Below are 19,062 nucleotides of genomic sequence, written 5' to 3'. Positions count from 1 at the left end.
CCACGCTGCTCAAATCAAGTAGAGTTACTTTTGATGGTGGCCGTTGTGAGACGGTCTTAATTGGGAACCAAGTGAGAAACTTGGACTGCCCCCGCAACTGTAAGCAGCTGAACGGCTAAGGCGCCCCAAACTGCAAGTCAGAATACCAGCCATCTCAACGTAACCGCCGGGATATTCCGGCCCTTTATCAGCGTCGGGTGGACGCGGAAGGAATTCTACTATGCATATCGAACCAGGCGTCGTTGACGGCGCAAAAATGGTCTTCGCTTACGGAACCGCAGCAGTCGCTGCGGGCTATTCACTGAAACTGATTAACGAGGATCTAAGGACGCACTCCGCTGTCTCTTTTGGTTTGCGCTCAGTGATTGCCGCTGTGGGGGTTTTTATCTTTTTTGAGGTATTACCGCATTTCGCTGTCGGCATATCCGAGGTGCATCTGATCCTCGGGACGACATTATTCTTACTTCTTGGATCGGGGCCCGCAACAATTGGCCTTGCGGGCGGTCTGGCGATCCAAGGCCTCTTGTTTGCTCCGTCGGATGTGCCGATGTATTTCGTCAATGTCTCGACGCTGCTGTTTCCACTATTTGCCGTGGATGCATTGGCTAAGAAGGTCATCCCCAAAACGACGGCCTATGTCGACTTGCGTTATAGGGATGTGTTGAAAATGTCGGCGGTCTATCAGGGCGGCGTTGTGGTTTGGGTGGCCTTTTGGGCGACGTATGGCCAAGGCGTTGGGGTTGATAACCTTGCGGCGGTGGCCGGCTTTGGCGCGGCGTATCTTTTGGTGATTTTGATAGAACCCGTGGTTGATCTTGCGGCTCTTGCGGGGGCTAAGAGCTTGCAGGCGTTAACCGACAAAGGCGTGTTTACACAGCGCCTGCATAGTGCGTCCTAGGCGCAAGATGCAGGGGGTTGTGGCGCGTGTTGTGCCACAACCCTCACTCATTCAGTAAATTTCCGTATAGGGATACTGAGCGCCGAGGGGCTATCGTCGCGCGCTCCAGCTGATGGAAGCATGGCGGCGGGTGTAGAATTCGCCCATGAGGCCGACCATCACAAGGACCAAGCCGACCCATAAGGCATACATCGGATCACTATACCGAGGATTGTAGTTCAGGAAAGCAAAGCCGCGTGCTTGATCAATGGTGTGAAAGAGCGGGTTCCAGTCAAACATAGCCAGCATAAAACTGGGGAGCGTGTTGGCCACGAACATCTTTCCAGAAGCGATCATGTTGGCGCGCTGATAAATGGTAGAGATGACGCCGACAGCTGTAGGAAACCAAGGCTTTACGGCAAGTAAAACCAATCCCAGAGCGCCCCCAGTGAACCATGCGAGCAAAAGCATGGCAAAGGCGGCTGCAGGTTGTTCTATTTCCAGGGGAACAAAGGCTACGTGGTAGACAAATAGGATAAGCCCCAAAGACAACACCTGAATGTATAACGCGCCCAAAGCCGCCGAGCAGATAGAGATGATCGTATTCATTGGTGCGTGTTGCATCATCGGGCTTGCCGGTCCTTCAGACCCGACAACGGCACTCAGCGCCTTTGTGTGGGACATGTACAGAAAAATCCCCGACATGATATAGACAAGAAAATCACCGCGTATGCCTGCACCGCCCCGCAATCCTAAAATCGAGAACATCACATAAAACGCCATCACAAAAATGACGGATTGAAGGATGTTGGTTCCGATCGCCATAAAGGCGTTATTATGGCCTTTTCGAACAGAACGCACGATAGAGTGATAAATCAGCTCTAGCATCGTCAAAACGGTGGTCAGGGATGAATGATTTCTACGGATGGGTTGGAACATATTAATTACTGCCTTGCGGATGCGACCACTGTTGCACGGAATTCTTGATGATCCGTTACAACATCATCATAAGATGTTCTGAGTTGATATCAACAAAGCATGGCAGGAGTTGGGCATGGATTACGAAAAACTGACGCAGGTAATGCGGAGACTATCGCTGGAAGCGGGCGACAAGATCATGGAAATTTACGGTCAGGATGACTTTGAGGTTAAGTCCAAGTCTGATGACAGCCCTGTGACCGCCGCTGACGAAGCCGCGGATAAGATAATTTCCGATGGCCTGCGTGCTGCATTCCCTGACGTGATGTTGGTGACAGAGGAGCAATCAGCCACTCATAGCACAACAGGTGATACCTTTCTGATCGTTGACCCGCTGGATGGTACAAAAGAATTCATTCACCGTCGTGGTGATTTTACGGTGAACATCGCTTTGGTTGAGGGGGGCGTTCCCACGCGCGGCGTTGTTTATGCCCCTGCAAAGAACCGGATGTTTTTCACCACTGCGGATGGTCAATCCGTTGAAGAGACAGGCGCGTTTGACAAGGATGCTGTTGGGCCAACAACGGCTATATCAGTCTCTAAGCCAGATAATTCCGCACTGATGGTTGTCGCCAGCAAATCGCACCGCGATCAGGCAACGGATGATTATATTGGTAAATACAGCGTTAAGGACATGAAAAGCGCGGGCTCTTCGCTCAAGTTCTGTCTGGTTGCGACGGGTGAGGCCGATATTTACCCGCGCGTGGGCCGCACAATGGAGTGGGATACAGCGGCAGGTCATGCTGTTCTGAAAGGTGCAGGTGGGGATGTGATCCGTTTTGACGATCATAGTCCGCTGACCTACGGAAAAGCGGATTACGCAAACCCGTTTTTCATTGCTTATGCTCAAGGTGTTAATCTGAAAGACGCATAAATAGTGCATTCTGTAAGGGGGCGGGCATGTGATGAGTGATCTGACAGTCAGTGTGATTGTTGTCAGCCGTGCCCGCCCCGATGCGCTGCGCCGCTGCCTTTTGGGTATTGCGCAGTTGCAATACGATCCCTTTGAGGTTGTGGTTGTCGCCTGCGCCGAAGGCATGAAGGTGGCCGAAGGGGCGGGCATCTTGCCGGATATAAAATGGATTGCATTTGACAAGGCAAATATCTCGGCTGCGCGCAATCTCGGGCTGGTTCATGCCGCAGGTGAAATCGTTGCGTTTATTGACGATGACGCTGTGCCAGAGCCGCAATGGCTACGCCATCTGGTCGCCCCCGCAGCCCAAAATGATGTGGCTGCAATGGGGGGGTATGTGCGGGGCCGTAATGGCATCAGTTTTCAATACAAAGCGCGTTCGTTGGATGCGCAAGGGTTGCCGCAGGAGTTGGATATAGATCCGCTGCAGGCTACAGTACTGACTCCCCCAGAGGGGCGGGCGATCAAGACAGAAGGCACGAATATGGCGTTTCGGCGCGATGTGCTGATTGAGATGGATGGGTTTGATCCTGCCTTCCGGTTTTATCTGGACGAGACGGATTTAAACATGCGACTGGCGCGTGCAGGTCATTTGACAGCGTTGGCGCCCCTTGCTCAGGTGCATCATGGCTTTGCGGCAAGCGCGACACGCCGCGATGATCGCGTGCCGCGCGATTTGTATGAGATCGGCGCAAGTTGGGCGGTTTTTCAACGTAAGCATATCCCCGAAGATCAACATGCCGCACATTGGGATGCGCGATGCGCGTCTGAGAGGCAACGGCTGTTGCGGCACATGGTGACAGGCGGGTTGGAGCCGCGTGATGTACGCCGTCTGATGAAGCGGTTGATGGACGGATACGCTGAAGGACTGGAGCGTCGCCTAGGAGGCAGCCGTTTACCCAGACATGCGGCCGAGCCGTTTCGCCCTGTCGCGGTATTGCCACGTCAGGCATCCTTTACCGCAATGCGCGGATTGAAGGGAGGGGCGGCCCTGCGGAGCGCCGCTGCGCGTGTGGCCGCGGGACGTATTGAAACGGTTCTGATTTTATCCAGAACAACCCTTTTTCACCGTGTTTCTTTTAACGAACAGGGTGTTTGGGTACAGAGGGGAGGTTTGTTTGGTCGGGCAGATCGAGATGACCCTGTGTTTCGCTTCAACAGCTTTGGCCGCCGTAGCATGCGCGAGAGAACGCGCACGGCGTTAGTGCGTGGTCATTTCGGTGGCTGACAGTAGTTAGAAACGCTAATGTTGCAAATGCTGGCGGTCACAAGTAGACATATTTGCGCCACTATTAGGCAATAAATGGAAACAGATAGCTTCGGGGGAATTTCAGGAAACTCTCTCCGTTGTGCTCTCTGTATAAATTGAACAATTGACATTCTAATTAAGACATAAGGCAGCGATAGAGTTTATGGGTAACAAAGTAACAACGGCTATTTTTCCTGTTGCAGGCATGGGCACTCGATTTTTGCCAGCAACCAAATCCGTACCAAAAGAGATTATGACGCTGGTTGACCGTCCTTTGATCCAATACGCGATCGATGAAGCGCGTGCGGCAGGGATTACAGAATTCATCTTTGTAACGTCGCGCGGTAAAGGTGCACTTGAGGATTATTTTGATCTGGCGCCGAACCTAGAAGAAGAGTTGCGCCGCAAGGGCAAGCATGACCTGCTTGAAGTCCTTGAGCAGACCAATATGGACAGCGGTCAGATTGCCTATGTCCGCCAGCACAAGGCGTTGGGTTTGGGGCATGCTGTATGGTGTGCACGGCGTCTGATCGGGGACAAGCCGTTTGCGGTGATCTTGCCTGATGATGTGATTTCCGCTGAAAAGCCATGTTTGCAGCAAATGGTCGAAGCATATGCAGAGACGGGCGGGAACATGGTTGCCGCGATGGAGGTCTCTCCGGACAAGACCTCGTCTTATGGTATTCTTGATGTAGATGATGATGGCCAGAAACTGCTGGATGTCAAAGGTATGGTTGAGAAACCCAAGGCGGAAGAATCGCCCTCAAACTTTGCTGTGATTGGTCGTTATATTTTGTCGCCTACGGTTCTAAAGAACCTCGACAAAATGAAGGAAGGTGCAGGTGGGGAAATCCAGCTGACAGACGCGATTGCAGCGGATCTGAAAAAGGGCCGCAAGGTTCACGGTTTCCGGTTTGAGGGGCAGCGTTTCGATTGTGGTTCTAAATCTGGGTTCTTGCAGGCGACAGTGTCTTATGGCCTTGCCCGTTCAGAGCTGAGAGATGATCTTGCGGCTTACCTGAAAGAAATTGTTCCACATTTGAGCTAAGATCACTTACGAGCCGTGAAGTGCTTGCGCGGCTCGGCGGCTTTGCCGAAGATCTTAACTGACGCTTGGGGGGATATCTGATTGAGCATTGCTTCGCATAAGATATCCCCTCCAGCGCGCTTGTTGGATTTTACCCGCCTGCTGCGGCGGGCGGGACGTGTATGGACCGGGGTGGACCGGGTCGAACTGGCCTATATGGCCGAATTGGTTGCGCGGGACGAACCTGTCTGGGGTTTGGCACGGACGCCGCTAGGGTATGTTCTGCTGGATCATGCAGGACTTCTTGAATTCCACAAACGCCTGACTGGTGCCGCTCAATCTTCCTCGCCTGTTCTATTGTCGCGTTTGCTGCGGGGGATGCCAGATGCGGCCCGCTGTGCATTGACCGATGCGCGCAAACTCGCTGTAGCACGAAGTTTGCCGCGGGGGCTTGCAAGGATGTTGCACAGGCATTTGCCTGCTGGGACAGCCTATTTAAATACGGGTCATAGCAATCTGACACAGAGGGTTCTGGGTGCGGTAAGGGCAATACCTGACGCGCAGATTTCTATATTGATACACGATGTGATTCCGCTGGAATATCCACAATACCAACGGGCAGGTACTGTAGATATTTTTGAGAGAAAAATGCAGCGCGTGGGGCTGCATGCTGATCTGATTATCTATAATTCGAAAGATACGCAGCAAAGGACCGAGCAGGTGCTGGCAAAATGGGGTGCAGTGCCTAGGGGTATTGTTTCGCACTTGGGGGTAATAGCACAGGCGACCGATGTAATTGATTTGCCTGCCGTTGCTACTGTTGAGCCCCCCTATTTCATCACGGTCGGTACAATTGAGCCGCGTAAAAACCATGCGTTATTGTTGGACGTTTGGGAGAATCTGGGTCCTGATGCGCCTATGCTATTGATCTGTGGTGGCCGTGGTTGGAACAATGACGCGGTCTTTGCGCGGCTGGATGCGCTGGGCACAAATGCGCGGGTGCGTGAACTGTCGGGGTTAAGCGACGGGGCGCTATCTGCATTGATCCAGGGCGCGCAGGCGTTGCTGTTTCCCAGTCATGCTGAGGGTTTTGGATTACCTGCTGTTGAGGCTCTCCAGTTGGGGACACCTGTCTTGTGCAGCAATATAATGACATTTAGGGAAATTCTTGCTGATAGCGCTGTTTATCTAGACCATTCATCGGTAACTATCTGGGAAAGCAAGATATCAGACTGGTCTAAACAGGCTCGGGATACGCTTCGGGTTCATGATTTTGAAGCGCCAACTTGGGCGGCGCATTTCAAGGTTGTATTAAGTTTTACCTGATAGGCGTGCAGGAAGGCTGACTGACCAAAAGTAGAGGGAAGCGTTTGGGTGCGTTCCGATCATATCGCCTGAGACTTCAACGGAAACGTTGGCGTATTCGGGCCTTTCGTAAGCGGCGTGAATTGAAGTGCGTTGTGGACCGGACCGATCAAATTCGGCCCGACGATATTTTGTTGTTCTGTACCCAGCGAAATGAAAAAGTCCGCTTGGCCTATTTTCTTGATTACTACCGTAAGCAAGGTGTGAATCATTTCTTCTTTGTGGACAATGATAGCGACGATGGTGCGCTGGAGTATCTTAAAAAGCAGCCTGATGTCTCTGTGTGGTTTACACGTGCCAGTTATCGTCGGTCTCGTTTCGGGGTGGATTGGCTGAACTGGTTGCAGCGTAAGTACGGGCATGGCCATTGGACATTGACCGTCGATCCAGATGAATTTCTGGTTTACCCGTTCTGCGATACGCGCCCTTTGCGTGCGCTGACTGATTGGTTGGATGCGTCATCTATTAAATCGTTTTCGGCGATGTTGTTGGACATGTATCCGAAGGGGCGGTTGGACGAGCAACCGTACCAAAGCGGGGACAACCCGATTGAGATCGCATCGTGGTTTGATAGCGGCAATTATACGATGGCGCGTAACGGGAGGTTTGCCAACCTGTGGATACAGGGAGGGCCGCGGGCGCGCGTGTTCTTTCGGGATGAACCGGCAAAGGCACCGGCGCTGAATAAGGTGCCATTGGTTAAATGGGACAAAAATTATGTCTACGTTAGCTCAACCCACATGCTGCTGCCACGCGGGCTAAACCAAGTTTATGATGAATGGGGCGGCGAAAAAGCCAGCGGCGTATTGCTGCATGCGAAGTTTATTGACACCTTTGGCGCCAAGGCAGCCGAAGAGCTGTCCCGCAACCAACATTACGCTGGTTCGGTCGAGTACAAAGCCTATGCCGAACGGGTAAAGGAAAACCCGCAGTTATGGTGTAAGTGGAGCGAACGATACATCAATTGGCGTCAGTTGGAAATTTTGGGTCTGATGTCAAAGGGGAACTGGGCATGACCGCGTCGTTGGGTGTGGCAATGCTGGTGCATAATGCGCTGGGACGGGCCGAACAAGTGGCGCGGCATTGGGCGGCATCAGATGTGCCTGTGGCCATCCATGTTGACCGAAATGTGCCCAAAGATATCTACGACAATCTTGTACGTTCGCTGGCTGATGTGCCCAATGTCTTGTTCAGCAAAAGGTACCGCTGTGAGTGGGGCACGTGGGGTATCGTTGCCGCATCGCAGGCCGTGTCCGAGTTGATGCTGGCCAGCTTTCCAGACGTGCGGCATGTCTATCTTGCTTCGGGTTCGTGTTTGCCGCTGCGCCCTGTGCACGAGCTGATCGATTATCTGTCTGACAGGCCGCGCACGGATTTCATTGAGAGCGCAACAACGGCTGATGTTCCATGGACTGTGGGCGGGTTGGATGCCGAGCGGTTTACCATGCGGTTCCCGTTCTCATGGAAGCGGCAACGTTATCTCTTTGATAAAGCGGTTAATATCCAACGGAAAATTGGGTTGCAGCGGCGGATACCCAAATTGTTGGTGCCCCATATGGGGTCGCAGTGGTGGTGCCTGACACGGCAAACATTATCGGCGATTCTGCAAGACCCCGAGCGGTCTAGATATGACAGGTATTTCAAAAATGTGTGGATTCCGGACGAAAGCTATTTCCAAACGCTATCGCGCCTATATTCCACCAATATCGAAAGCCGCTCGCTGACGCTGTCAAAGTTCGACTTTCAAGGAAAGCCCCATATTTTCTATGATGACCATTTGCAGTTGTTGCGACGGTCGGATTGCTTTGTCGCGCGGAAAATATGGCCGCATGCAGAGCGGTTGTATGAGGCGTTTTTGACCGATGCTGCCGGTGCGATGAAACGCACGGAACCTAACCCGGGAAAGATCGACCGCATTTTTGCCAAAGCGGTGGAGCGGCGGACGCGAGGCCGGTCAGGGCTATATATGCAAAGCCGGTTCCCCAATCAGGATTGGGAAAACGGTGTGACGGCATCGGAGTTCTCTGTTTTTCAGGGCTTTTCCGAGTTGTTTGAGAATTTTGAGGCTTGGTTGCACAATGCCACAGGCGCACGGGTGCACGGCCATCTGTTCGCGCCGGACCGCGTTCATTTTGGCGACTCTCAGGAAACATTAAATGGTGCGCTTAGCGATAGTGCGTTGCTGCGTGATTATGATCCGAAGGGGTTCCTGACCAACCTGATTTGGAACACCCGTGGAGAGCGGCAGTGTTTTCAGTTCGGTCCAATGGACAATCAAAAGATTAACTGGGGGCTTGCAAAAGACCCGAACGCGCAGATTTCCGTGATTACAGGCGCTTGGTCTGTGCCCTTGTTTCGATCCAACATGGATTTTGCGGACATCAGGCGGATTGCTGCGAATTTGCAAAAGATCGAGAGCGAGCAAATGGATGAGCTTCGATCACCTTTCTCGAAAGCGCGTGTGCGGATCTGGACAATGGCAGAGTTTATCGAAGCCCCGATGGAACCCCTACAGGGTATTTTGGACGAGATCGGTCAGGCGCGCATTCGGCGATTGTCTGAAGCGCCCAAAATGGTTGATCTTCACGGGTTTGGCCAGTTTCTTCAGAACCTGAAAAATCAGGGTATGCACCCTTATTTGATGGGGGATTTCCCTGTTGAACGGGGACCGAATTCTAATAGTGAAATACCACGTAAACCATATCTGGTGAAATGAAATGACAGCACGGTTTGACAGTTTTGTAGTGTTTGCAGAAATGCGCACGGGCTCCAACTTTCTGGAAGCGAACCTGAATGCTTTCGCTGGTATCTCTTGTCATGGAGAGGCGTTCAATCCGCATTTCATTGGTTACCCTAAAACGACACATATTCTGGATGTGGATCAGGAAATGCGGGATGCTGACCCGTCTGTATTGCTGGCCGCAATCAAAGCTGATCCCTCAGCTATGGGCGGTTTTCGCTATTTTCACGACCATGATCCGCGTGTGCTGGATCTGGTAATGGATGACCCGAAATGTGCCAAAATCATCCTCACCCGAAACCCAGTTGAAAGCTATGTCAGTTGGAAAATTGCTCAGGAAACTGGCCAGTGGAAATTGACGGATGTTAAGGCGCGCAAGGCGGCGCAGGCGATGTTTGATGCAGAGGAATTTGAGGCACATCTTGGGGCGCTCCAAGCATTCCAATTGCTACTGATGAACCGTTTGCAAACCAGCGGGCAGACAGCCTTCTATGTGGCCTATGAGGATTTGCAGAGCGTCGAGGTGATGAATGGCATTGCAACATATCTGGGTGTGCCGGAAATGTTGGAAGAACTGGACAAAAACCTGAAAAAGCAAAACCCCAGCCCGCTGTCTGAAAAGGTTGGAAATTATGCCGAAATGGAAGCTGCTTTGGCGCGGCTTGACCGGTTTGATCTGACGCGAACACCCAACTTTGAACCGCGTCGGGGTGCAAATGTGCCGTCTTATGTGACTGGTGTGAAAGCGCCGCTGTTGTTCATGCCCGTTGCTGGGGCGCCCTATCAAGAGGTTCGGCGTTGGCTCTCTGGGCTGGATGGTGAAAAGCAGAATCAACTGGGGCAAAAGATGACCCAGAAAGAACTCCGCCAGTGGAAAAGCCAAAGTGAAGGTCACCGAAGCTTTACTGTTCTACGCCATCCGGTCCTCAGGGCGCATGATGTGTTCTGCCACCGGATTTTGAACGCGGGGCAGGGCAGTTTCTTGCAATTACGCCGAACGTTGGTACGCCGCTACAAGCTGCCGTTGCCCGAAGAGGGCCAAATTGATCTTGCAGCACATCGGGCGGCATTCATGGCGTTTCTGACTTTCCTCAAAGGAAATTTGGCAGGGCAGACGGCAGTGCGGGTTGATCAGGCTTGGTGTACGCAGGCGCAGGCTATTCAGGGGTTTGGTGATTTCACGATGCCCGATTTGATTCTGCGTGAGGAAACACTGGCTCAGGATTTGGCTGCTTTGGCAGCGGCGGTTGGATATCACGATGCGCCGCAGGTAGAGCCCGCATCGTTGCATGGGCCTTATGCGTTGGAAGATATCTATGACGACGAGATTGAAGCGTTGGCTGCTGATGTGTACCAGCGCGACTATATGATGTTCGGCTTCGGGCGCTGGCGTTAAGCGGCCTTGACGCTTTCTGCTTCAGTCAGGATTGTATAAAGCGTCTCTTCGCTGGGGTTCGCACGCAGCTTTGCACAGATGTTGGTATCGCGCAGGGTGCGGGACACCAGCGCAAGCGCCTTCAGGTGCTCTACGCCTGCGTTTTCAGGGGCAAACAGGGCAAACGCGATGTCCACGGGCTGTCTGTCCACTGCGCCAAAGTCCACGGGCTTTTCAAGCAAGACAAACAGGCCAGTGACAGCGTCAATACCATCCAGTCGAGCATGAGGCAGGGCTACGCCACGACCCACACCTGTTGGGCCCAATGCTTCACGCGCCAACAGCGCTTCGACAACGTCTGCAGACTTCAGGCCATAGTTTGCTTCGGCCAGCTCTGACAGCTCGATGAGGAGCCGCTTTTTGCTGGTCGTTGATGATAGCACTTTGACCGCCCGAGGCGTCAGAAGTTTCGCGAAATTCATATTGTAGCGTATCCCTGTAAGCGCGCGCCTCAGCGCGCGCCATAGCTTAGTCTCTATGCTGGGTCAATCCAGCCGATGTTGCCGTCTTCGCGGCGATAGACGACGTTTACCCCGTCTTTACCTTGTTTTCTGAACACCATGACAGGCGCACCAGACAGCTCCATATGCATCACAGCTTCACCGACAGACAGGGTTTGGATGTTTGTCTGCATTTCGGCAATGATCATAGGTTGTAGCGTATCAGGCTCGTCTCCGTCCGTGTCCTGTTCTGACGCAAGGATATATGAGGAAGCGCCCAAAACTTCAACCGGGTCTGTGCGGTCGCGGTGATGGTCCTTCAAGCGGCGTTTGTAACGGCGCAGCTGCTTTTCCATTTTTTCGCAGCATGAATCGAAGGCGGCATAAATCTCTGTCGCATGGGCCTTGGCGGATGCAGTCAGCCCTGTCGACAGGTGGACTGTTGCCTCGCATACGTATTCATGTGCTGATTTGGAGAAGATCACCTGAGCATCAATTGGCCGTTCAGCATATTTTTTTACCACGACACCCAGTTCGGTTTTCACGTGCGTTTGCAGTGCTTCGCCGATGTCGATTTGCTTTCCGCTGATTTGGTACCGCATAGTTTCTCCTTCATTATTAAAATCCAACCTGAACAGGCGTGCCCGAAACGGGCAGTACGATTTGGGTTAGATACGGGGAATGGCAGTGGGCATTAGAATGATCGTCACCGTCCCACCCGCAGGTGGCGCAGCCTTCCGATCAATGAAATGCTCTATCGCCATACCTAATTAGATGGGCAGAGTCTGTTCAAAGTCAATCATTTAAGACGGAAGAATATTATTTGTACGCCAAAGGCCGCTTAGGAAATCTTGAAATTTTCACCAAGATACACGCGGCGGACATCGTTATCCCGCACCACTTCGTCCGGTGTGCCTGACATCAACACACGCCCTTCATGCAGAATATAGGCGCGGTCAACGATCTCAAGCGTTTCGCGCACGTTGTGATCGGTAATCAAGACGCCGATGCCGCGCTTTTTCAGGTCAGAAACAAGGTGCCTGATATCGCCAACGGAAATTGGATCAACACCGGCAAAAGGTTCATCCAGCAAAAGGTATTTTGGATCGGCCGCCAGACAGCGTGCAATCTCGACGCGGCGGCGTTCCCCACCCGACAGCGCCAAAGCGGGGGCGCGACGCAGATGTTCGATGGAAAATTCGGTGAGCAGCGTCTCAAGACGTTTACGGCGCTTGCGCCTGTCTTTTTCGACAATTTCCAAAACAGCCAGAATGTTTTCTTGCACCGAAAGGCCTCTAAAGATGCTCATCTCTTGAGGAAGATACCCGATTCCCAACTGTGCGCGGCGGTACATTGGCAAGGTTGTTACGTCTTTGCCATCAATCGTCACGGTGCCGCCTTCGGGCGTCACAAGACCTGCAACCGAATAGAAGGTGGTGGTTTTTCCTGATCCATTGGGGCCCAGCAATGCCACCACTTCGCCGCGTGCCAGTTCCATAGAAAAGTCGCGGATCACTGTCTTTTTGCTATAGGATTTGCGCAGATGAGAGATACGCAGCCCTGCATCTCCGTCTTGCACCGTCAGGTTTGGCTGGCTCATCAGTTTTTGCCGCCCGTTTGCAAACGTGTGCGTACATTACCCGACATGCGCGCCGTGCCATCGGTGAGGCGGATTGTCATCGTGTCAGCGCTGAGGGCGCTTGCCCCCTGAGCGAGCAGCACGTTCCCGCGCATGACGATAGTGCCTTCATCAATGTCATAATCAGCGCGCAGGGATTCTGCCGCGTCAGCACCAGAAACAAGCGTCACACCGCCGGTTGCTTCCATTTTGGCGATGCCATCTTGAGTGGCGCGGTACACCACCATCACACGCTGTGCGGACAGACGCATATCGCCCTGACCAATCACGACATTTCCGGTGAACACAGCGGATCCGGTTTGCTGGTCTACAGATAGCTCATCCGAACTCACCTCAACGGGGAGACTGGTGTCTTGGGCTATCGTCCCGAAAGCTACATTCGCCCCTTGCGCAAACGCCGCAGTGGAAAGAACAGCAGCAAAAAGTGCTGTAAGCAACAAACGAAGGCCCATATTTATACTACTTTCTTAATCATTGCGGTGTGTATACCAGCTTTACGCCGTTACTGAAAAGCATTTGCGTGGATGTGGCTTCTTTTGGAGTAAACACCCGCATTTTCCCCGCCGTCAACTGGCCTAGGGGGCCTGTGGCCTGGACTTCGCCGGGGGCGGTCACGTCTAGATCCGAAATGCGTGCGGTGAATTTTTCGGAATTGATCCTGTAGCCCGAGGATGTGGTCATATAGACTTGCCCCGTCAACGCGGCACTGTCCTCGGCAATGTCGAGTTCTGCTACGTCTGCTTTGACTTCGAATGTGGCACCTTCGGCGGTTTCAAGCAAAGCAGTGACGTCTTCGGCTCGGTTCGCACCCAGACGGCCTTGCAGGGCCAGAAGCTTTTTCGCCTCGAATGATACTTGGTCACCGCCTGTTGTCGTGCCAGAGAAAAACGGGCCTGTGACTTGCTGGTCGCGTAGACGGTCCTGAATTTCCTTTTCGGCAAAGGGAATGGGAGTGTCAGTGTTTATTGCGCGTGACAGGAGGAACAGCGTCGACAAAAGCGCAAGCGCGCCAATCGGAAAAGCCACCTTTAGTAATCTCACCATGCGTGAGTAGCGGTCACGTGTGATCATTGCTGTATCATGCGTGCGCAAAAATGTCGGTTTCTGGCCAGCCAGCCAGATCTAGCTGCGCACGGGCAGGTAGGAAATCAAAGCAGGATTGCGCCAGTGCGGTACGGCCTTCGCGTTCCAACATGCCTTCAAGCACGTCGCGGAGTTTGTGGAGGTGCAAGACATCGGAGGCGGCATAGTCAATTTGCGCTTTTGTCAATTTGGGTGCGCCCCAATCGCTGGATTGCTGCTGCTTGGAGATGTCGACCTTTAACAATTCGTTCAGCAGCTTCGCCAGCCCGTGCCGGTCTGTGTATGTTCGGACAAGGCGACTGGCAATTTTGGTGCAGTACACAGGTGCTGTGATGGTGCCAAAAGTATTGAGCAGTGCAGCGATATCGAAGCGACCAAAATGGAATAGCTTGAGGATATTCGGATCTTCGAGCAGGCGGCACAAGTTTGGCGCCTCTGTCTGCCCGCGCGCAATTTGAACCAAATGCGCATGCCCGTCGCCAGAGGACAGTTGCACAAGGCACAAACGATCACGGTGCGGGTGCAAGCCCATGGTTTCGCAATCAATGGCAACCATGGCCCCAAGGTCAAGCCCGTCTGGCAGATCGTTTTGATAAACTCGGTTTGTCATGGGGCGTCCTAATACAGCCAAGGAAAGGTAGGTGGAAAGTGCTTTGTATTCAAGTGGGGGCGATATGGATGAGCGGAGGACGTGGAAAGCGGTTCAGCAATCGGATCACCCGTAAGTGACATCTGTGTCCTGCCCAATCGTCAGGCAAAAGAGCAGGCGGAAGCGCGGGATGGCGTAGCACTATGCGGCGCCAGTTGTGCACGATCAGGCAACGTAAAACGGCTGTTTGCAACGGATCAAGGTGACCCGCCATCAGGGTTTTTTCGGCGGTTTCCAAAATGGGCAGTAAGGTGGTGTATTCCACCTCGAGCATTTGTTGGCCGATCTGCTGGCGTATCCATTGAGGCGCGGAACGGCCGCTAAGGGAGAGCGCGTTTTCAGGGGCCTGCGCGCCCAATGCCCCCAGATAGACCCGAGGCAGAAGTTGTGCAAAGCCTCGTTTTTCCATCGTTTCACGGGATGTGGTATCGGCATCATCAAGCAAGGCCAGTTGCCATTGGCTGTCTTGTGCTGCGGGTGCTGCAAAGATATGAGCGCTAGCTTTCACGGTTTCTGCGCGACTTGCCTTGGTGAGTGAATGTCGGCGTGTCCGCCCGTGTTTGTGGGAAACAATCCAGCCATCGTTGCGCAAACGGTGAAGCGCCACACGTACAGCTTCGGGTCGGATATCCATCGTACCCATAACGGCGGTCAGCACAGGCCCGTCTATTGTACTGCCCTCGGTCAGCGCCAAATCGCCAAAGAGCGAAACCATCAAAGACCAAACCCGTTGCCCTCCCAGTGCCAGAAGCGCTGTTTTTGTTTGGTCGAAAGTCTCTGGAGGCATCAAGGTGTTCCGCTGGTGTAGATCAGCACACAGTATACCTGCATCGCGTGTTAGCGCCAGCGAAACCCGAAAAGTCGGAATTTCTTGAATTGATCAATGTGGAGAATGGGGGTGCAATCGATATTCTATCGGTTGCTTGTGTTCAATTTTTTACGGAAAATTGGTGCCCAGGAGAGGACTCGAACCTCCACACCGTTGCCAGTACTAGCACCTGAAGCTAGCGCGTCTACCATTCCGCCACCTGGGCACGTATCGTGAGTGGCGTCTAAGGCTCGCAGCGCGAGGTGTCAATTATAATTATCGGTATGGGTGCAAGTTCTTTCAACTCTCGAAATTTGAGGGATTTTTGCGCCTTGTTTGCGGGGCTGTGCGGGGGTACACCCGTGCGGGACAATCGTTGAGGGACTGCACCATGTCTAAACTGGTTACAATCTATGGCGGCTCAGGCTTTGTCGGGCGTTATATCGCGCGGCGGATGGCCAAGGCGGGGTGGCGTGTACGCGTAGCTGTGCGGCGCCCGAACGAAGCGCTGTTTGTGCGCACATATGGCGTTGTAGGGCAGGTTGAGCCTGTTTTGTGCAACATTCGTGACGAGGCGTCTGTCGCCTCTGTGCTTCAGGGTGCTGATGCTGTTGTGAATTGTGTGGGCATGTTGGCTGAAAACGGCAAAAACACATTTGAGGCCGTTCAGGCCGAGGGTGCAGAGCGGATCGCGCGTTTGGCGCAGGCTGCGGGAATCACGCGGATGGTTCATGTTTCTGCCATTGGCGCTGATGCAGATAGCGAAAGCATCTATGCACAGACCAAAGCCGCAGGCGAAGCTGGCGTGCTCAAACACCAGCCGAATGCGATGATTGTACGGCCTTCGATTATGTTCGGGCCAGAAGACGAATTTTTCAACCGTTTTGCGGGCATGACACGGATGGGTCCTGTCCTGCCTGTAGTGGGTGCCGATACGCAATTTCAGCCTGTTTATGTGGATGATGTGGCGCAGGCTGTTGTCAAAGGTGTGTTGGACGAAGTCCGCGGCGTTTATGAGCTGGGTGGCCCTGTGGTGATGAGCATGCGCGGGTTGATGAACCTGATGTTGGGCGTTATTCGCCGCCGCCGTCTGGTATTGAACATTCCTTTCTTTGCTGCGCGTTACATGGCGTTTGGTTTCGACATGGGGCAAATTTTGTCGCTTGGGTTGGTGAAAAGCATGGTCACACGTGATCAGGTGAAAAACCTGCGCAACGACAATGTTGTGACCAAAGGCGCGCAGAGCTTTGAGGCGCTTGGGATTGATCCTGTTGCTATGACGTCAGTGCTGCCTGAGTATTTGTGGCGGTTCCGCCCGTCAGGCGAATTTACTGCGATCAAAGAATCAGCGCAAAATCTGCGCTCAAGCTGATGGAAAATACCACGATCGTCGCCGCTTTTCTGGGTCTTCTGGAGGGGCTGACGGAATTCATTCCGGTTTCTTCAACAGGTCATATTCTGTTGGCGGGGCACTTCCTTGGCTTCAATTCGGCGGGAAAAACCTTTGAGGTTGTGATACAGCTGGGCGCGGTGCTGGCGATCCTGACGCTGTATTCTGCGCGTCTCATTGCTGTGTTTACTGCTGCGCCAACTGATCCGCAGGCGCGTCGGTTTATTCTATCTGTGTTGCTGGCCTTTCTGCCTGCTGTATTCATTGGTGTTATGGCGCATGGGTTTATCAAATCTGTGCTGTTTGAAACGCCGATGTTGATCGCGATTATGCTGATTTTGGGCGGTATCGTTCTGGTTTTTGTGGACCGGATTGCGCCTGAACCCGTGTATGATGATGCGATGAAACTGCCTTTGCCGATGGCGATCAAGATCGGGTTTATTCAATGTCTTGCTATGGTCCCGGGTGTGTCGCGTTCTGGCGCGACGATTGTGGGGGCATTGATGTTGGGTGCCAACAAGCGCGCCGCGGCTGAGTTTTCGTTCTTTTTGTCGATGCCAACCATGGCGGGCGCTTTTGCTTATGACCTCTACAAGAGTCGCGATGTTCTGGACGTTTCGGCCATGGGTGAGATCGCCGTAGGCTTTGTCATGGCGTTTATCAGTGCGGTTCTAGTGGTTAAATGGCTGCTGGAATTTGTGAGCCGCCGTGGCTACGCCTTGTTTGGGTGGTGGCGGATCATTGTCGGGTCATTGGCTTTGTTGTTTCTTATCAGCGGGTACTGATCTAAATGGTTCGAATCGGACCTAAATCTGATAAGGTGTCTGTGGGTCGTTACGCTCTGTACTCGTAAAATCGACATATAGGTCAGTACTGCTGCCTTTTATTCCGTTTCGCTTTGGTTTATTCGAAAGTGCAAATGGGAATTGAGGATTAGGCAGCATGGCCAAGCAACCTATGTTAAAATTTATCAACGTTGAGCGGGACATGCCGGAAAAGCGTGCGCCTAACTTGCGTCGGGAAGATTTCAACGAGATTTATGCAGAGTACGCAGATGCGAAAGCCAAGGAGCAATCCAGCCGCTGTAGCCAATGTGGTGTGCCGTATTGCCAGACGCATTGCCCCTTGCATAACAACATTCCAGACTGGCTGCGCATGACCGCTGAAGGGCGTTTGCAAGAAGCCTATGAGATGTCGCAAGCGACCAATACTTTCCCCGAGATTTGTGGCCGTATCTGCCCGCAGGACCGTCTGTGCGAAGGTAATTGCGTGATTGAGCAGTCGGGCCATGGCACTGTAACCATCGGTTCGGTCGAGAAATACATCACGGATACCGCGTGGGAAAATGGCTGGGTCAAGCCGATTGTCCCTGCGCAAGAACGCAAAGAGAGCGTGGGCATCATTGGTGCTGGCCCCGGCGGTTTGGCCGCGGCGGATTTTCTGCGCCGTGCGGGTGTGCAGGTCACGGTTTATGACCGCTATGACCGCGCAGGTGGTTTGATGACATACGGCATCCCCGGTTTTAAGCTGGAAAAAGATGTGGTTATGCGCCGCAACGATCAACTGGAACAAAGTGGCGTTGCCTTTAAGTTGAACTGTGCTGTGGGAGAAGACATCAGCTTTGCTGATATCCGTGCGGCACATGACGCGGTGATTATCGCCACTGGCGTTTACAAAAGCCGTGATTTGCAGGCCCCCGGTGTGGGTGTTCAGGGTTTGGTCCCTGCGCTGGATTTCCTGACTGTCAGCAACAAGAAAAGCTTTGGTGATGATGTGCCTGCGTTTACCGATGGCAGCCTGAATGCCGAAGGCAAAAAGGTGGTTGTGATCGGTGGGGGTGACACGGCGATGGACTGTGTTCGGACCTCGATCCGTCAGGGCGCGACATCGGTGAAATGTCTGTACCGCCGTGACCGTGCGAACATGCCGGGCAGCCAACGTGAAGTTGCCAATGCCGAAGAAGAAGGTGTTGTATTCGAATGGCTTAGCGCGCCCAAAGGCTTTACCGGTGATCCGATCACGGGTGTGATGGTGCAGAAAATGCGTCTGGGTCAGCCTGACGCCTCTGGCCGCCAAGCGCCAGAAGTGATTGAGGGCGCGGATTATATCGAAGAGGCCGATCTGGTGATCATGGCGCTGGGATTTGAGGCCGAAGACCTGCCGACGCTTTGGGATTGTCCTGATCTGCCTGTGAACCGTTGGGGCACTGTGAAGGCCGAGTATATCTCGGGCCGGACAGAGGCCGAAGGCGTTTATGCTGTGGGTGACATCGTGCGCGGTGCGTCCTTGGTGGTTTGGGCCATCAAAGACGGTCGCGATTGTGCCGAAGCGATTATCAAGCAGTTTAACGGGGCCACTGCCATAGCGGCGGAATAGGGGAGTCACACATCGTGCACCAAGCGTACACCGCCTGTGCACCGATGAAATGCACCTTTAGCGCGTGACTGGTCAGCGATGCTGACCTAGCTA

Annotated in this window: 19 protein-coding genes, 1 tRNA gene and 1 riboswitch; of the genes, 11 read left to right on the top strand and 9 right to left on the bottom strand. The window is 53.2% G+C overall.

Annotation, left to right across the window (positions count from 1 at the left end):
• Positions 1-17 precede the first annotated feature (17 nt).
• A riboswitch (cobalamin riboswitch) is annotated at positions 18-168 on the top strand.
• A 52-nt stretch (positions 169-220) separates the two neighbouring features.
• The gene (locus tag GGR95_RS08445; RefSeq protein WP_184564771.1) at positions 221-898 is read left to right on the top strand and encodes an energy-coupling factor ABC transporter permease; all 678 of its coding nucleotides are present in this window, start codon (positions 221-223) and stop codon (positions 896-898) included.
• 90 nt (positions 899-988) lie between these two features.
• On the opposite strand, the gene GGR95_RS08440 is transcribed toward GGR95_RS08445, so the two are convergent.
• Positions 989-1,816, bottom strand: a complete 828-nt coding sequence (locus GGR95_RS08440) for an ABC transporter permease (RefSeq protein ID WP_184564769.1) — start codon at positions 1,814-1,816, stop codon at positions 989-991.
• Positions 1,817-1,931: 115 nt separating this feature from the next.
• On the opposite strand from GGR95_RS08440, the gene cysQ reads away from it, so the two are divergent.
• The 7 genes from cysQ (at position 1,932) to GGR95_RS08405 (ending at position 10,545) form a co-directional block, all read left to right on the top strand.
• Entirely contained in the window at positions 1,932-2,729 is a 798-nt protein-coding gene (gene cysQ / locus GGR95_RS08435; protein WP_184564767.1) for a 3'(2'),5'-bisphosphate nucleotidase CysQ, read from the top strand.
• 31 nt (positions 2,730-2,760) lie between these two features.
• A complete protein-coding gene (locus GGR95_RS08430) occupies positions 2,761-3,996 on the top strand; it encodes a glycosyltransferase family 2 protein (RefSeq protein ID WP_184564765.1) in 1,236 nt (411 codons plus the stop codon).
• 184 nt (positions 3,997-4,180) lie between these two features.
• Positions 4,181-5,065, top strand: a complete 885-nt coding sequence (gene galU / locus GGR95_RS08425; protein WP_184564763.1) for a UTP--glucose-1-phosphate uridylyltransferase GalU — start codon at positions 4,181-4,183, stop codon at positions 5,063-5,065.
• An 81-nt stretch (positions 5,066-5,146) separates the two neighbouring features.
• Positions 5,147-6,370 (top strand): glycosyltransferase family 4 protein, encoded by a 1,224-nt coding sequence (locus tag GGR95_RS08420; protein ID WP_184564761.1) that lies wholly within the window; start codon positions 5,147-5,149, stop codon positions 6,368-6,370.
• 44 nt (positions 6,371-6,414) lie between these two features.
• Positions 6,415-7,425: a glycosyltransferase family 2 protein gene (locus GGR95_RS08415; protein ID WP_184564759.1), complete on the top strand. Its 1,011-nt coding sequence runs from the start codon at positions 6,415-6,417 to the stop codon at positions 7,423-7,425.
• Entirely contained in the window at positions 7,422-9,125 is a 1,704-nt protein-coding gene (locus tag GGR95_RS08410) for a beta-1,6-N-acetylglucosaminyltransferase (protein ID WP_246423334.1), read from the top strand. Before GGR95_RS08415 ends, GGR95_RS08410 begins: the two co-directional genes overlap by 4 nt.
• A 1-nt stretch (position 9,126) precedes the next feature.
• Entirely contained in the window at positions 9,127-10,545 is a 1,419-nt protein-coding gene (locus GGR95_RS08405) for a sulfotransferase family 2 domain-containing protein (protein ID WP_184564757.1), read from the top strand.
• Here the strand turns inward: GGR95_RS08405 and GGR95_RS08400 are convergent.
• From GGR95_RS08400 to GGR95_RS08365, 8 genes are all read right to left on the bottom strand, one after another.
• Positions 10,542-11,006, bottom strand: a complete 465-nt coding sequence (locus GGR95_RS08400) for a PTS sugar transporter subunit IIA (protein ID WP_184564755.1) — start codon at positions 11,004-11,006, stop codon at positions 10,542-10,544. The genes GGR95_RS08405 and GGR95_RS08400 overlap by 4 nt on opposite strands.
• Before the next feature lie 53 nt (positions 11,007-11,059).
• On the bottom strand, positions 11,060-11,626 hold the full coding sequence (gene hpf / locus GGR95_RS08395; protein ID WP_184564753.1) for a ribosome hibernation-promoting factor, HPF/YfiA family: 567 nt from the start codon (positions 11,624-11,626) through the stop codon (positions 11,060-11,062).
• A 239-nt stretch (positions 11,627-11,865) separates the two neighbouring features.
• Positions 11,866-12,624 (bottom strand): LPS export ABC transporter ATP-binding protein, encoded by a 759-nt coding sequence (gene lptB / locus GGR95_RS08390; RefSeq protein WP_184564751.1) that lies wholly within the window; start codon positions 12,622-12,624, stop codon positions 11,866-11,868.
• Positions 12,624-13,115: an LptA/OstA family protein gene (locus tag GGR95_RS08385; RefSeq protein WP_184564749.1), complete on the bottom strand. Its 492-nt coding sequence runs from the start codon at positions 13,113-13,115 to the stop codon at positions 12,624-12,626. Before GGR95_RS08385 ends, lptB begins: the two co-directional genes overlap by 1 nt.
• 19 nt (positions 13,116-13,134) lie before the next feature.
• A complete protein-coding gene (gene lptC / locus GGR95_RS08380) occupies positions 13,135-13,734 on the bottom strand; it encodes an LPS export ABC transporter periplasmic protein LptC (RefSeq protein WP_221384789.1) in 600 nt (199 codons plus the stop codon).
• Between the two features lie 7 nt (positions 13,735-13,741).
• On the bottom strand, positions 13,742-14,356 hold the full coding sequence (locus GGR95_RS08375) for a ribonuclease D (protein ID WP_184564747.1): 615 nt from the start codon (positions 14,354-14,356) through the stop codon (positions 13,742-13,744).
• Positions 14,357-14,405: 49 nt separating this feature from the next.
• Positions 14,406-15,182 (bottom strand): PaaX family transcriptional regulator C-terminal domain-containing protein, encoded by a 777-nt coding sequence (locus GGR95_RS08370; RefSeq protein WP_184564745.1) that lies wholly within the window; start codon positions 15,180-15,182, stop codon positions 14,406-14,408.
• A 161-nt stretch (positions 15,183-15,343) separates the two neighbouring features.
• Positions 15,344-15,429 (bottom strand) — tRNA-Leu (locus GGR95_RS08365).
• 165 nt (positions 15,430-15,594) lie between these two features.
• Here GGR95_RS08365 and GGR95_RS08360 point away from each other — a divergent pair.
• The 3 genes from GGR95_RS08360 to GGR95_RS08350 all read left to right on the top strand — a co-directional run bounded on the left by GGR95_RS08360 (position 15,595) and on the right by GGR95_RS08350 (position 18,969).
• Positions 15,595-16,575, top strand: a complete 981-nt coding sequence (locus GGR95_RS08360; RefSeq protein ID WP_184564743.1) for a complex I NDUFA9 subunit family protein — start codon at positions 15,595-15,597, stop codon at positions 16,573-16,575.
• Positions 16,575-17,378, top strand: coding sequence for an undecaprenyl-diphosphate phosphatase (locus tag GGR95_RS08355; RefSeq protein ID WP_425506386.1), 804 nt, complete (start codon positions 16,575-16,577; stop codon positions 17,376-17,378). Before GGR95_RS08360 ends, GGR95_RS08355 begins: the two co-directional genes overlap by 1 nt.
• Before the next feature lie 157 nt (positions 17,379-17,535).
• Positions 17,536-18,969: an NAD(P)-dependent oxidoreductase gene (locus GGR95_RS08350; protein ID WP_184564741.1), complete on the top strand. Its 1,434-nt coding sequence runs from the start codon at positions 17,536-17,538 to the stop codon at positions 18,967-18,969.
• The last annotated feature ends 93 nt before the right edge of the window (positions 18,970-19,062 follow it).

This window comes from Sulfitobacter undariae (genome assembly GCF_014196805.1).
GTDB lineage: Bacteria > Pseudomonadota > Alphaproteobacteria > Rhodobacterales > Rhodobacteraceae > Sulfitobacter > Sulfitobacter undariae.
Note: the sequence above shows the minus strand (reverse complement) of the source record. Positions and strands in the feature narration are given on the sequence as shown.

Coding starts and splice junctions, on each gene's coding strand:
- GGR95_RS08445 (WP_184564771.1), top strand. CDS start 221: ATGCATATCGAACCAGGCGTCGTTGACGGCGCAAAAATGGTCTTCGCT.
- GGR95_RS08440 (WP_184564769.1), bottom strand. CDS start 1,816: ATGTTCCAACCCATCCGTAGAAATCATTCATCCCTGACCACCGTTTTG.
- cysQ (WP_184564767.1), top strand. CDS start 1,932: ATGGATTACGAAAAACTGACGCAGGTAATGCGGAGACTATCGCTGGAA.
- GGR95_RS08430 (WP_184564765.1), top strand. CDS start 2,761: ATGAGTGATCTGACAGTCAGTGTGATTGTTGTCAGCCGTGCCCGCCCC.
- galU (WP_184564763.1), top strand. CDS start 4,181: ATGGGTAACAAAGTAACAACGGCTATTTTTCCTGTTGCAGGCATGGGC.
- GGR95_RS08410 (WP_246423334.1), top strand. CDS start 7,422: ATGACCGCGTCGTTGGGTGTGGCAATGCTGGTGCATAATGCGCTGGGA.
- GGR95_RS08405 (WP_184564757.1), top strand. CDS start 9,127: ATGACAGCACGGTTTGACAGTTTTGTAGTGTTTGCAGAAATGCGCACG.
- GGR95_RS08400 (WP_184564755.1), bottom strand. CDS start 11,006: ATGAATTTCGCGAAACTTCTGACGCCTCGGGCGGTCAAAGTGCTATCA.
- hpf (WP_184564753.1), bottom strand. CDS start 11,626: ATGCGGTACCAAATCAGCGGAAAGCAAATCGACATCGGCGAAGCACTG.
- lptB (WP_184564751.1), bottom strand. CDS start 12,624: ATGAGCCAGCCAAACCTGACGGTGCAAGACGGAGATGCAGGGCTGCGT.
- GGR95_RS08385 (WP_184564749.1), bottom strand. CDS start 13,115: ATGGGCCTTCGTTTGTTGCTTACAGCACTTTTTGCTGCTGTTCTTTCC.
- lptC (WP_221384789.1), bottom strand. CDS start 13,734: ATGATCACACGTGACCGCTACTCACGCATGGTGAGATTACTAAAGGTG.
- GGR95_RS08375 (WP_184564747.1), bottom strand. CDS start 14,356: ATGACAAACCGAGTTTATCAAAACGATCTGCCAGACGGGCTTGACCTT.
- GGR95_RS08370 (WP_184564745.1), bottom strand. CDS start 15,182: ATGCCTCCAGAGACTTTCGACCAAACAAAAACAGCGCTTCTGGCACTG.
- GGR95_RS08360 (WP_184564743.1), top strand. CDS start 15,595: ATGTCTAAACTGGTTACAATCTATGGCGGCTCAGGCTTTGTCGGGCGT.
- GGR95_RS08355 (WP_425506386.1), top strand. CDS start 16,575: ATGGAAAATACCACGATCGTCGCCGCTTTTCTGGGTCTTCTGGAGGGG.
- GGR95_RS08350 (WP_184564741.1), top strand. CDS start 17,536: ATGGCCAAGCAACCTATGTTAAAATTTATCAACGTTGAGCGGGACATG.